Here is a 12,817-nt window from a genome sequence, read left to right on the forward strand (position 1 = left end):
CCTGTCCTGGTCAGTGCACTATAGGGCACCCTTGCCGCCGAACCGGTGCACTAGTTTCGGTGCACTACTTGGCGAAGCCTTTATTTCCGCTGAATACCGGGCTGTTGCTGCACGGCGTACGGTGTGTTTACTCTGTACGCGACGGAGCGTACGCCGTACGGATGTAGTGCGGCGCGACAGTGCGAACAACGGGGGAGATTCCAGTGGCGATCGACGAGACGACCGGAAAGCCGGGGGCGGCGCCATCGGCGGGGCGGCGGGAGTGGATCGGGCTGGCCGTCCTGCTGGTGCCGCTGCTGCTGGTGAGCATGGACGTGTCGGTGCTCTACTTCGCGGTGCCGTTCATCGGCCGGGCGCTGGAGCCCACCGGCACGCAGCAGTTGTGGATCCTGGACATGTACGGGTTCGTGCTCTCCGGCCTGCTGATCGTGATGGGCGCGCTCGGCGACCGGATCGGTCGGCGGCGGCTGCTCCTGGTGGGGGCGGGGCTGTTCGCCGGGGCGTCGCTGCTCGCGGCGTACGCGCACGACGCGCAGACGCTGATCGCCGCACGGGCCCTGCTCGGGGTGGGCGGGGCGGCGCTGATGCCGTCCACGCTGGCGCTGATCCGCACCATGTTCGTCGATCCCAGGCAGCGCGGGACGGCGATCGCGATCTGGACCGCGGTGATGACCGGCGGCATCTCGCTCGGGCCGATCCTGTCCGGCGTGCTCGTCGAACACTTCTGGTGGGGTTCGATCTTCCTGATCAACGTGCCGGCGATGGCGATCCTGCTGATCCTGGTCCCGGTCTTCGTCCCGCGTCATCGCGGCGTCGCACACGGGTCGTTCGACCTGATCGGCGCGGTGCTCTCGCTGGGCACGCTGCTGCCGGTGGTGTACGGGATCAAGGAGATCGCCCGGTCCGGGGCTCAGACGTGGCCGATCGCGAGCATCGGTTTCGGGCTGATCATCGGCGCGCTCTTCGTACGGCGCCAACTCACCGCCGAGCATCCGCTGTTGGACCTGGAACTGTTGCGGATGCGGGCCTTCGGCGGGGCGGTGTTCGCCAATGTGATGTCGATGTTCGCGATCGTCGGATTCGCCATCTTCACCACGCAATACCTCCAATCGGTGCTCGGGATGAGCCCGCTGCGCGCCGCGCTGTGGAGCCTGGTGCCGTCGCTGGCGGTCGCGGTGGCCACGCCCGTGGCCACCGTGCTGGCCCGGCGGTTCGATCGGGCCTGGGTGATGAGCGGCGGATTCACGGTGGCCATCGGCGGGTTCGCGGTGCTGGCGACCGCTCGGCCCGAATCCTCGCTCGCACTGCTGCTCGGCGGCGCGGCGGTGTACGCGGCCGGCGTGGTCGCGGTGATGACGCAGGTGACCGAGATGGCGATGGGCGTCGCGCCGGCCGACCGGGCCGCCTCCGCCTCCGCCGTGTTGGAGTCGGGCAGCGAACTCGGCGGCGCGCTCGGCATGGCGCTGCTCGGCACGATCGGCGACGCGGTCTACCACCGGGCGATGGCCGACACCGGTCCCGCGGGGCCGGCGCGGGAGACGCTGGGCGGGGCGCAGGCGACCGCGGCCCGGTTGTCGGGGGACGCGGGGCGGACCCTGCTGGACACGGCCCGGGACGCGTTCTGCGACGGGATGAACGCCGCGGCGGTCGGCGCGGCGGTGGTCATGGCGATCGGGGCGGGCTACTGCGTGCGGTTCCTGCGCGGGGTGCCGGTGGCCGACGCCGGGGCGGGGGAGGGGACTTCGGCGCTCGTCGGGGCACCGGTCGCGGACACGCCCGCGGTCGACGTGCCGGTCGACGCCCGCTGACCCCGGCGCGCGGTCGTCGGCTCAGCGGCGCGGGCAGGCGCGGGCGGTGTGGATCGTGGTCGCGGCGAGGTAGAAGGCGTCCGGGCGCCACAGGATGCCGGTGTCCGTGTCGGGATCGAGCAGGGCGTCGAGAGTGGCCAGGTCCTGCGCGTCCAGGCGGTCGGCCAACAGGGCGCGGCGGTGCGTGAGTTCGGCGTGCAGGTGCTCGCGCGGCAGGGCGTCCAGCGGTGAGGGCAGGTCGATCAGGAACGAGTGGGTGCCGGTCGGGACCAGGCCCGCGCGGGCCAGCATGGCCGGCCGGTCCTCGACCGCCGCCCGGGTGCCGGGCAGGCTCGCCCGCAACTCGGCGAACCAGTCCTCGTGGGCGGCGTCGAGCCGGGCCTGGAGGCCGGGGCGGCCGATGCCGATGTCGCGGGGCAGGAAGCGGGTGGACAGGCCGCGCTCGGCGATCGCGATCATCCCGCCGGGACGCAGCACCCGGGCCAGGGCGTCCAGCGCGGCCTGCTGGTCGCCGAGGTGGTGGACCACGTCGCCCGCCCAGATCAGGTCGGCGCTGCCCAGGGTGTCCAGGTCGGCGGGCAACTCGACGTGGTGGGTGTGTACCCGGTGGCCCAGGCCCTCCCGGTGTGCGCGGGCGCCGGCGCGGGCCAGCAGGGCGGGGTTCGGCGCGACGGCGACCACGTCGGCGTTGGGGAAGTAGCGGGCCAGCAGGCAGGACGCGACCCCGGGGCCGCCGCCCAGATCGAGGATCCGGTCCACCCGGGTCAGCGTGCGGTCGCCGTACAGCGCCAGATCGCGCAGCCGTGCGGCGGCCTCCTCCAGGAAGGGGGCGTGCAGCTCGGCCTCGCGTTCGAGGAGCGGGCCCGCGTCCCGCCCCGGGGGGTCGGTGCGGGGGTCGGTGGTCATCAGGTGCGTCTCCCGAGTTCTGGGCAACCGTCGCCGCGGTTGGCCGGGTCCGTCGTCTGCCGAGTGCTGCGTGTGAGGGACACAACGTCGGCGAAGGGCCGCGGTAATCCACGATCGGCGAGCGTTCCCGGCGGCACACCGGATCGGTGACCCGCGCCGCGGGCGCCGGCGGGCCGGTGTCGGGTGACCGGCCGCCGCCCGGGGGCGCGGCGTTAGGGTCGGGGCATGAGCGAGGAGATCGTCTACAAACTGGTCGGCGCCGACGAGTGGGCCGAGGCGGTGCGGGCCGGCCGGTTCGCGGGGTCCGGGATCGACCTGGTGGACGGTTACGTGCACCTGTCCACCGGCGCGCAGGTGGCCGAGACCGCCCGGCGGCACTTCGCCGGCCGTGACGAACTGGTCCTGGTGGCACTGGACCCGGCCGTTCTGGGTGCGGCGCTGCGCTGGGAACCCTCGCGCGGCGGCGCGCTGTTCCCGCACGTGTACGGCGTGGTGGACCCGGCCGCGGCGCTCTGGACCGCTCCCCTGGACCTGCCGGCGACCCCCGACGGCGACCACGTGGCCGAGGCGGTCCTCGCGGCACTCGACACCTACGGGAACTGACCGCCGGGCGGCCCGTGCCTGGACGCGCGGGGACCGCGGGGCCGGGGCGCCGTCATCGGGTCGGCGTGCGCAGCAGGTCGCCGGAGATCGTGTCGTCGACGAAGGCGCGGATTCCCGGGCCGGTGAGTTCGCGGGGGGTGAAGTTGTCGAAGTAGGCCAGCGGTACGTGTACGCACAGCAGTGCCGCGGCCACCATTACCCGGTGGCGTGAGCGCACCCGGGACGGGGTCGCGTCGGGCGGCTCCTGCCCCAGCCACCACCACGCCACCACGGCCGTGTTGGCCAGGAGCAGGAACGCCCAGCGGTGGGTGTCCCATCCGGCGAACGCGGCCACCAGCGGTGCGCCGGCCGCCGCGATCGCCAGCAGTCGGCGCGGCCCCACCACGGTGCCCCCGGCGAACGCCAGGGCCAGCGCCGCGGCCAGGAGCACCGCGAGCGGGACCAGGAACCACAACACCTCGAACGGCTCGTACATCCGCAGACTCTCCGCCTGCGTCCGGCCGAATATCTCGAACACGTCGGCCCGGGCCGGGAATCCGCCCTCGCGCAGCCGAGCCCGCAGACCGGGCGCCGCCCCGCCGTCGGCCGGCGAGACGAGGAGCACGGTGCCGCCGACGAGCACCGCGGGCAGCAGTACGGCCGCCGCCCGGCGGATCGGCAGCCGGTCCACCACCAGCAGGGTGAACAGCGGGATCACGGTCAGCATCGCGATCTCGTGCACGTACACCGCGACCGCCATCACCAGCGCGGCGGCGATCACACGACCCCGGGCGAGCAGCCACCACGCGCCGAACAGGGCCAGGAACAGCAGCTGTTCGAAGTAGCCGACCTCGTGGAAGAGGTAGCCGCCGGTGGGCAGCACCAGCCAACCGGCCACCAGGGCCCGCCGGGCCGGCAGCCGGGTGCGCGTCGCCGCGACCACCACGACCGCGAGCAGCGCGGCCAGGATCACGAACGACGTGCCGGCGAACAGCGCGTACGGGTAGTCCGTCGCCTCCGCGACCGGATGCAGCACCGTGCCGACCACGAACCGCCGGTGGAAGCCGTCCTGGAGCGAGATCGACTGCAATGTCGCGGTCCACGCGCTCGGCGCCCGGATCCCGGTGTACGCGGCCAGTGCGACGCACGCCACGAGGAGCAGCACCCGGCGGGCGGGCGCGGACAGGCGCGGTCGGCGGGGCGCGGCCGGCGCGGAAATGCCCGCGGACATCGCTCGGACGGCCGGATGAACAACCGGTTCGTAGCTCGTTTCGGGCATGACTGACCTCACCGTCGGCGCCCCGACGGTGGAGGAGCGCGAAGGAAATCGGGCGAACGGGGGCTCGGGGTCGGGGAGACCGGCGGGTTGGCTCGGCGCGTGGGCGCGGCGGCCGAACCCACTGGTGACTAGACGCGTCGAGCGGGAGGCGATCTAACGGGTGAGCCCCCCGGATTTCCTGTGGCGCCGATCACAGTGACGGGTCGGCCGCGTGCCCCGGGGAGCGCGCGGCCGATCGGCGGTCAGGGGGTGTCGGCGGGAATCGGCGGGTTCGCCGGTCGGGTCGGGACCCGGTCCAGGGTGATCCCGAAATGCTCGCGGTAGGCGGCCGGGAGGGCGGCGCCGTCGACGAGTGGCTCCTCGTGGCGGTCAATGCCGGTGGTCCGGATCAGGGTGCGGTCGGAGAAGCGCCCGAAACCGGCGTCGACCAGCCATGGATGCCCCAGGTCGACGCGCAGCGCCAGGGGGTCGAACGCGATCCCCACGTGCCCCGAGCCGTCGAAGGTGTACGCGGACAACAGGGTCACGCGGTAGCCGAGTTCGCGCGGCAACACGGCGAACGCACCGCAGAGTTCGTAACACAGGCCGCCGCGCCGCCGATCCGGGATCTTCGCGGGCAGCGTGTCCTCGTCGAGCGAGAGCGGGCGACCCAGGTGGATGTCCGGGTTCTCGAACGGGACGGTCGACAGGTGCCGCCACTGCGACTCGGCCGGTGCCTGCGGATCCGGGGGTCGCCGGGCGAGGGACGCCGAGCAGGGCCGGGTAGCCGTCGACGCGGTTCGCGTTGCCGGAAGGTCGTCGGCCGCACACACGATCACCCCCGCGGCACCGCCCGACGTGCCGCGCAAGTGCGACCGGTCTTCGTGTGGGGCGTTCCCGGGACCGGAAAGTCGTCGTTGGTACGCGACTTCGCCGCCTCGATCGGCCCGGGCGGATCGGCTCGTACACGCTGCCCGCCGGGTCGGCTGAAGGGCCGCCGACCTGGGCCACTACTGCGATCTCGGTAGGCCGTCGTGCGGTTTCGGTAGGTCGTGGTGTCCGTAGCGGCATGACGACGGGAGGGGTCTTCCCGAACGAGGCTCGAAGGGTCATCGCTCGTGGATAGGGAGACCCTGACGTGGCGACTTTTCTGTATCGGCTCGGCCTCGCGGCCTTTCGGCGGCGCGGTCGGGTGCTCTTGGTGTGGCTGGGGGTGCTGGTCGTGGTCGCGGTGGGCGCCGCGCAGGCGTCGGGGCCCTCGGACGAGGAGTTCTCGATGCCGGGGATCGAGTCGCAAAAGGCGTTCGATCTGATGGAGGAGCGTTTTCCCGGAACCGCCGCGGACGGCGCCACCGCCAGGATCGTCTTCGTCGCCCCGAGCGGACGCACGGTGACCGAGGGCGACCTGCGCAAGGCCGTCGAACAGGCGGTGACGGCGCTGGGCGAAGGCCCGCAGGTGGCCGGCGTCGCGGACCCGTTCGCGTCGAAGGCGGTGAGCAAGGACGGTGCGACCGCGTACGCGACCGTCACCTACAAGGTGGAGTCCAACGACGTCACCGACGCCGCCCGTGCGGCGGTGAACAAGGCGGCGGACCGGGCGCGTTCGGCGGGCCTGACGGTGGAGACCGGCGGATCGGCGATGGACGCCGGCGGCGGACCGGGCGGGAGCGCGGAGCTGGTCGGCCTCTCGGCGGCGGCGATCGTACTGCTGTTCACCTTCGGGTCGTTGGCCGCCGCGGGCCTGCCGCTGCTGACCGCGATCGTCGGGGTCGCCGTGAGCCTGTTCGCGATCCTGCTCCTCGCGGGCCCTCTGGGCCTGTCCTCGGACACGCTCACCCTCGGGATGATGCTGGGCCTGGCGGTGGGCATCGACTACGCCCTGTTCGTGGTCTCGCGCTATCGGGAGGAGCGCGGGCGCGGGCGGGCGCCGCACGAGGCGGCCGGGGTGGCGGTGGGTACCGCCGGATCGGCGGTCGTGTTCGCCGGGGTCACCGTGATCATCGCGCTGGCCGGCCTGTCGGTGGTCGGGATTCCGACGCTGACGAAGATGGGCCTGGCCGCCGCCGGAGCCGTCGCGGTCGCCGTGCTGGTCGCGTTGACCGTCGTGCCCGCGCTGCTCGGCTTTTGGCCGAACGCGGTGCTCGCCCGCCGGGTGCGCAAGGGCCGCGCGCGCGGCGGCCCGGCCGCCGGGAGGGACAACCTCGGCACCCGCTGGGCGCGTTTCGTGCTGCGCCGTCCCGTGGCGGTGCTGGTGCTCGGCGTGGTGGGCCTGATCGCGCTCGCCGTGCCGATGGCGTCGCTGCGCCTGGGCATGCCGGGCGACGAGGCCAAGTCCACCGCCACCACCGAGCGGCGTGCCTACGACGCGCTCGCCGAGGGCTTCGGCCCGGGCTTCAACGGCCCGCTGACCATCGTCGTGGACGCGAAGGGAGCGCCCGACCCGCAGGCCGCGGTGCGCGCCGTCGGCGACCGGATCGCCCGTACCGAGGGCATCGTGTCGGTCGCGCCGGCCCGCTTCAACGAGGCCGGCGACACGGCGGTCTTCCGGGCCACCCCGTCGACCAGCCCCACGGACGAGAAGACCAAGGACCTGGTGGAGACGATCCGCCGCAACCGTCCGGCCGTGGAGCGACAGGCGTCGGCGACGTTCGAGGTCACCGGTACGACCGCGCTGAACATCGACGTCGCGGCCAAGGTGCAGTCCGCGCTGGCCCCGTACCTCGCGGTGGTGGGCGGACTGGCGGTGGTCCTGCTGCTCGTGGTCTTCCGGTCGGTGCTGGTGCCGGTCAAGGCGGCGCTGGGCTTCGTGCTGTCGGTGCTGGCGGCGCTGGGTGTACTGGTGCTGGTCTTCCAGAAGGGACACGCCGCGGACCTGTTCGGAGTGGAGCAGACCGGGCCGATCATGAGCCTGATGCCGATCTTCATGATGGGCATCGTCTTCGGGCTGGCCATGGACTACGAGGTGTTCCTGGTCTCGCGGATGCGGGAGGCGTACACCCACGGGGAGGGCGCCCACCAAGCCGTCGTGTCCGGGTTCCGGCACAGCTCCCGGGTGGTGACCGCCGCCGCGCTGATCATGGTCGCGGTCTTCTCCGGATTCATCGGGGAGGACGGGTCGCTGATCAAGATGCTCGGGTTCGCTCTGGCCGCCGCGGTGCTCTTCGACGCCTTCGTGGTCCGGATGGCCATCGTGCCCGCGGTGTTGGCCCTGCTCGGCGACCGGGCCTGGTGGTTGCCGACGTGGCTGGGTCGGGTCCTGCCCCGCGTCGACGTGGAGGGCGCGGCACTCGACCACACGCGCCCGCACCACCCGCACCCGGATCCGGACGGCCCGGTCCAGACGCGCGTGTGACGCCTCCGGCCGCGGATTTCGCCCGCGGGACCGCCCGAGCACGCCGTCTCGGGCGGTCCGCGGCGCCCACCCACGCCGTCATCGGCGACGATGGACCTCGGCACGCCCCCTCACGGAGAGCACGATGACCGGCAACCTCGAACGGTACGCGCAACGCCACGCCCGGGTCGCGGACGTGCTGACGGCGGTGGCGTCCTGCGTGTGCACGGTCTTCGGGGCCCGGATCAGTACATCCGAGTCCGCGCCGCCGCACGCCCTGTGGCCCGCCTGGATCCTGCTCCTGTCCGGAGTCGCCGTGGTGGGCTCCCGCAGCCGGCCACGGGCCGCCCTCGTGGTCACCGCCGCCGCGGCCGCCGTGCTGACCGCGCTGGGCTACCTGCCCAGCCCCCTGCTGCTGGCCCCCGTGATGACCGCCCTGTACTGGCTCGCCGCGCTCACGGATTCGCGGACCGTCGGCGGCTACGGCTCGGCGACCATGACCGTGCTCCTGGCCACCTCGCTGGCCGGCGCGCCGATCGGCGACGACTTCACCCTGCGGACCGTGGGCACGGTCCTGTGGCTGCTGCTGCCGGTGTCCCTGGGCAGTTGGAGCCGGTTGCGGCGCGCCTACGTCGAGTCGGTGCAGGCCCGCGCCGCGCATGCCGAGCGCACCCGCGAGGAGGAGGCCCGGCTTCGCGTCGCCGAGGAACGGATGCGCATCGCCCGCGAACTGCACGACGCCGTCGCCCACCACATGGCCGTCGCGCACGCCCAGGCCGGTACCGCCGCCCACCTCGCCGACACGCACCCCGAGCAGACCCGGCGGATCCTGACCGACCTGGTCGGCACCACCACCGCCGCGCTCCTGGAACTGCGCGCCACGGTCGGCGTGTTGCGCCGCACCGCCGATCCGGACGCCGACCCGCTGGAGCCCGCGCCGGGCCTGGACCGCCTGCCGACGCTGGTCGCGGCCTGCGCGTCGGCCGGTCTGACGGTCGCCGTCGACACCGAAGGACAGGCCCGACCGCTGTCCCCGGGCGTGGACCTGACCGCCTACCGGATCATCCAGGAGGCCCTGACCAACGCCACGAAACACGCGTCGGACCACGCGGCCCGGGTCCGGCTCCGCTACGACGACGCGCGCCTGTTCATCACCGTCACCAACGACGGCACCACCGACGGCGGGCCCGTGCCGCCGGTGCCCGGCGGCGGATACGGACTGATGGGGATGCGCGAACGCGCCCACTCCGTCGGCGGCGACCTGCGCGCCGGCCCCCGACCCGAGGGCGGCTTCGAAGTCGCGGCCGCCCTCCCGTTCCAGCCCCGCACCCCGGCGGACGCCCCGGCCGGACGACGACACGAGGAACCCCGTTGACCATCCGTGTCCTGCTCGCCGACGACCAGGCCCTGCTGCGCGGCACCTTCCGACTTCTGATCGACTCCTGCGCCGACATGGAGGTGGTCGGCGAGGCCGCCGACGGCGGGCAGGCGGTGGCGGCGGCCCGCGCGCACCGGCCCGACGTCGTCCTGATGGACATCCGCATGCCCGGCACCGACGGCCTCGCCGCCACCGCCGCGATCTGCGAGGACCCCGACCTCGCCGGCACGCGCGTGCTGATCCTGACCATGTTCGAGACCGAGGAATACGTCGCCCGGGCACTACGGGTCGGGGCCAGCGGTTTCCTCGGCAAATACGTCACCACGGACGCGCTCCTCGACGGCATCCGAACCGTCGCCGGGGGCGAGGCGCTACTGTCCCCGGGCGCCACCCAGGCGCTGATCACCCGCTTCCTGACCACCCCCGCCTCCGGACCGCCGCTGGCCCCGGTCGAACGCCTCGCCGACCTGACACCGCGCGAACAAGAGGTCACCGTCCTGGCGGCGCACGGCAAGTCCAACGACCGGATCGCCGCGGAGCTGGTGCTGAGCGTGCTGACCGTTCGCACCCACATCCAACGCGCCATGACCAAACTCGGCGCGCGCGACCGCGCCCAACTCGTCGTCATCGCCTACCAGAGCGGCCTGGTGCGCCCCGAACCCCCCGGCCTGTGAGGACGGTCGGCGTCGTGTCCCAGGTGCGCGTCGCTACGCCCGCGGGGCCTTGCCGGACGGCGGCGCACACCACGCCCACGGATGTGCCCCTCGTGGGCGCGGGCGGGCGCGGGAGGCTAGGTTGGAGCGCATGCGTGTGGCGTTGATCGATTCGGGGACGGGGTTGCTGCCGACAGCCGGCTGGTTGCGGCGGTTGCGGCCCGACCTGGACCTGTTGTTGTGCATGGACCCCGATCACATGCCCTGGGGCGACCGGAGCGAGGCGGTGATCACCGAACGGGTGCTGGCCGCCGGTGAACTGGCCGTCGCGGGCGGTGTCGACGGCATGGTGGTGCCGTGCAACACGGCCACCGTCACCGCGCTCGACACGCTGCGCGCCCGACACGAACCCGCCCTGCCGGTGGTGGGCACGGTGCCCGCGATCAAGCCGGCCGCCGCGGCCGGCGCGCCGTTCGCGGTCTGGGCCACCGCGGCGACCACCGCGAGTGCCTATCAGGCCCGGCTGATCGAGGAGTTCGCCGCCGGACACACCGTCGTCCGGATCGCCTGCCCGGGCCTGGCCGAGGCGATCGACCGGGCCGACGAGCCGGCCATCGAGGTGGCGCTCGCCGCCGCGGCGCGCCGCACGCCCGCCCGCTGCGCGGGCGTGGTCCTGGGCTGCACGCACTATCCGCTGGTCGCCGAGCGGATCGCCGCCGCGCTGCCCGCCGAGGTGGTGCTGTACGACAGCGCCGAGGCGGTGGCGCGGCAGACGTTGCGCCGGCTCGGGCTGAGCGAGGACGCCGGGGCGACGCCGGGCGGCATCGAGGTGCTGCTCAGCGGGCGCCCCGGCGCGCTCCCGCCGAACGCGCTGGCGTACCCGCTCGGCCGTGCCCTCGCCGGTCGCCGCCCGCTGGAGGCGTCCACCGGGATCGGCGCCGGGTCGGCCTGAGCCGGGCGCCGCTCAGGCGTTCCAGGTGCGGGTGCACAGCACCAGCGGGTAGCCGTCCGGGTCGGTGACGGTGACGCCGAACCTGTCCCAGTAGGGGTTGTGCGCGGCGGTGCGGGTGCCGCCCGTCGCGATCAGCCGGTCCACCAGATCGGGGTCGATCGGGCCGCCCAGGTAGAGCACGAACAGGTCGTCGACGGTCGGTGTCGGCGGCAGCGGGTTTCCCGGGTCCCGGGTGAGTTCGAAGTGCCAGTGGCCCCCGGGCAGTCCGACCATCACCAGGTCGTGCTCGCCGGGGACCTGCTCGGTGGTGCGCCACAGGACGCTCAGGCCCAACCCTTCGACGTAGAACCGCTCGGCGGCGGCGAGGTCGAGGGAGGGGCGGGCGATACGGACGTGCGTGTCGATGTCGATCATGGCGGTGAGGCTAGCGGGCGCCCGCGCGCCGGCCGGGGGCGGACGGGCGCCCGCGACGGGGCGGGGGCGGGCGCCCGGCGGTCTCAGGCGAAGTCGGCGGCGTGTTCCTTCGCCCAGTCCCGGAAGCCGCGCGCAGGCGTGCCGGTGAGGTCCCGCACCGTGGTGGTGGGCACGGCCGGCCGCGGCGGGGCGTCGGCGCCCGCCAGCAGCGCGTCCACCAGCGCGGGCGGGCGACCGTCGGCGAGCATTCGGGCCCGGGCGACGGCCGGCGGGACCGGCTCGAACCGCAGCGGACGGCCGATCGCCGCGCCGATCAGGGCCACCTGGTCGGCCCGCGCGAGCACGTCCGGGCCGGTCAGTACGTAGCCGGCGCCGGCGTGGCCGTCCTCGGTCAGCACCCGGACCGCCACCGCGGCGATGTCCCCCGGGTGCACCACCGGCTTGGCGGGCAGGTCGGGCCCGTGCACGACGCCCGTCTCGCGGATCTGCCCCGCCCAGCCGAGCGTGTTGCTCGCGATCGTCTCGGCGCGCAGGAAGGTCCACGTCGCACCGGATCGGGTGATCGTGCGCTCCAGATCGGCGTGCAGTGCGCCGATCGGGTCGTCGTGCCCGGCGAGCGCGTCGCGCACCCGCGACGAGGAGAGGTAGACGACCCGGTCGGTGTGCTCGGTGACCGCCGCCAGCACCTTTGGTGCGCCCTCGGCGGTGAGGAAGGGCCAGACCAGGAACACCGATTCGACCCCGGTCAGCGCCGCGGTGAGGCCGGCCGGATCGGCCAGATCGCCGGCGACCACCTCGACGCCGGGGGGCAGGTCGGCGGTTTCGGGACGCCGGACCAGCGCCCGCACCTCGGCTCCCGCGGCGAGCAGTTCGGCCACCACATGGCGGCCGACGTTGCCGGTCGCCCCCGTTACCAGAATCATCCATCGGTCCTTTCGTGCCGTCGGGCGGAGGGGGAGGTGCCGCCCTCCGCCGTCGGCCGCTCACGCGACCGACGCGGACGAGAGGTCAAGCCGGGGTGCGGCGCGGCTTATTCCAAGACCTTGGCCAAGAACGCGGACAGGTTGCCCTTGGTGCGCTCGATCTGCTCGGGCACGGTCAGCGATTCCTCGAACCGGCCGCCGGGGGCCGGCTTCTTCAGGCCTCGGACGTAGAGCGAGCAGGCCAGGTCGGTGCACATGTACACGCCGACCGAGTTGCCGTCGCGGCCCGCGCGGCCGGTGCGGCGAGCGGTCATCAGCGAGACGCCGCTGCCCGGGTGTGTGGTCAGACACAACGAGCACATGCTGCGGTGCAGGTAGCCGCGACGCTGGGCGGGGAAGCGCAGGGTGACGCCGACGAGGTCGCCGGCGTGTTCGGTCACCAGGTAGGTGCGATCCGGTGCGCCCGGATCGCCCCAGCCCAGGAAGTCCAGCTCGGCCCATGGGCGTTCGGCCAGGTCACGGGGTATCGGCAGGCGTTGCGCCTCGCCCTTGGAACAGTTGACGAACGACGTGCGGATGTCCTGCTCGGTCAGTGGGTTCATGCGGCGGAAA

Annotated in this window: 12 protein-coding genes; 6 read left to right on the forward strand and 6 right to left on the reverse strand. The window is 73.6% G+C overall.

Annotation, left to right across the window (positions count from 1 at the left end; all coding sequences use genetic code 11):
* The first annotated feature begins 209 nt into the window (after positions 1-209).
* Positions 210-1,808, forward strand: coding sequence for an MFS transporter (locus tag ACFRCG_RS13745; protein ID WP_380031262.1), 1,599 nt, complete (start codon positions 210-212; stop codon positions 1,806-1,808).
* 21 nt (positions 1,809-1,829) lie between these two features.
* Here ACFRCG_RS13745 and ACFRCG_RS13750 read toward each other — a convergent pair whose 3' ends face one another.
* Positions 1,830-2,714, reverse strand: a complete 885-nt coding sequence (locus ACFRCG_RS13750; protein WP_380031146.1) for a class I SAM-dependent methyltransferase — start codon at positions 2,712-2,714, stop codon at positions 1,830-1,832.
* 225 nt (positions 2,715-2,939) lie between these two features.
* Between ACFRCG_RS13750 and ACFRCG_RS13755 the strand changes: the two genes are divergently transcribed.
* Positions 2,940-3,317: a DUF952 domain-containing protein gene (locus ACFRCG_RS13755; RefSeq protein ID WP_380031149.1), complete on the forward strand. Its 378-nt coding sequence runs from the start codon at positions 2,940-2,942 to the stop codon at positions 3,315-3,317.
* A 52-nt stretch (positions 3,318-3,369) separates the two neighbouring features.
* Here ACFRCG_RS13755 and ACFRCG_RS13760 read toward each other — a convergent pair whose 3' ends face one another.
* Positions 3,370-4,527, reverse strand: a complete 1,158-nt coding sequence (locus ACFRCG_RS13760) for a hypothetical protein (RefSeq protein ID WP_380031151.1) — start codon at positions 4,525-4,527, stop codon at positions 3,370-3,372.
* Between the two features lie 290 nt (positions 4,528-4,817).
* Positions 4,818-5,423: an arylamine N-acetyltransferase gene (locus ACFRCG_RS13765; protein WP_380031153.1), complete on the reverse strand. Its 606-nt coding sequence runs from the start codon at positions 5,421-5,423 to the stop codon at positions 4,818-4,820.
* A 269-nt stretch (positions 5,424-5,692) separates the two neighbouring features.
* Here ACFRCG_RS13765 and ACFRCG_RS13770 point away from each other — a divergent pair, with 269 nt between their 5' ends.
* The 4 genes from ACFRCG_RS13770 (at position 5,693) to ACFRCG_RS13785 (ending at position 10,868) form a co-directional block, all read left to right on the forward strand.
* On the forward strand, positions 5,693-7,906 hold the full coding sequence (locus ACFRCG_RS13770) for an MMPL family transporter (protein WP_380031155.1): 2,214 nt from the start codon (positions 5,693-5,695) through the stop codon (positions 7,904-7,906).
* 124 nt (positions 7,907-8,030) lie between these two features.
* Entirely contained in the window at positions 8,031-9,260 is a 1,230-nt protein-coding gene (locus tag ACFRCG_RS13775; RefSeq protein ID WP_380031157.1) for a sensor histidine kinase, read from the forward strand.
* On the forward strand, positions 9,257-9,937 hold the full coding sequence (locus ACFRCG_RS13780; RefSeq protein WP_380031159.1) for a response regulator: 681 nt from the start codon (positions 9,257-9,259) through the stop codon (positions 9,935-9,937). Before ACFRCG_RS13775 ends, ACFRCG_RS13780 begins: the two co-directional genes overlap by 4 nt.
* A gap of 130 nt (positions 9,938-10,067) precedes the next feature.
* Positions 10,068-10,868: a glutamate racemase gene (locus tag ACFRCG_RS13785; RefSeq protein WP_380031161.1), complete on the forward strand. Its 801-nt coding sequence runs from the start codon at positions 10,068-10,070 to the stop codon at positions 10,866-10,868.
* Between the two features lie 12 nt (positions 10,869-10,880).
* Here ACFRCG_RS13785 and ACFRCG_RS13790 read toward each other — a convergent pair whose 3' ends face one another.
* From ACFRCG_RS13790 to ACFRCG_RS13800, 3 genes are all read right to left on the reverse strand, one after another.
* The gene (locus ACFRCG_RS13790; RefSeq protein ID WP_380031163.1) at positions 10,881-11,282 is read right to left on the reverse strand and encodes a VOC family protein; all 402 of its coding nucleotides are present in this window, start codon (positions 11,280-11,282) and stop codon (positions 10,881-10,883) included.
* Positions 11,283-11,365: 83 nt separating this feature from the next.
* Positions 11,366-12,205: an NAD(P)H-binding protein gene (locus tag ACFRCG_RS13795; RefSeq protein ID WP_380031165.1), complete on the reverse strand. Its 840-nt coding sequence runs from the start codon at positions 12,203-12,205 to the stop codon at positions 11,366-11,368.
* A 107-nt stretch (positions 12,206-12,312) separates the two neighbouring features.
* Positions 12,313-12,807, reverse strand: a complete 495-nt coding sequence (locus tag ACFRCG_RS13800) for an FBP domain-containing protein (protein ID WP_380031167.1) — start codon at positions 12,805-12,807, stop codon at positions 12,313-12,315.
* Positions 12,808-12,817 lie beyond the last annotated feature (10 nt).

The organism is Embleya sp. NPDC056575 (assembly GCF_042793325.1).
Taxonomy (GTDB): domain Bacteria; phylum Actinomycetota; class Actinomycetes; order Streptomycetales; family Streptomycetaceae; genus Embleya.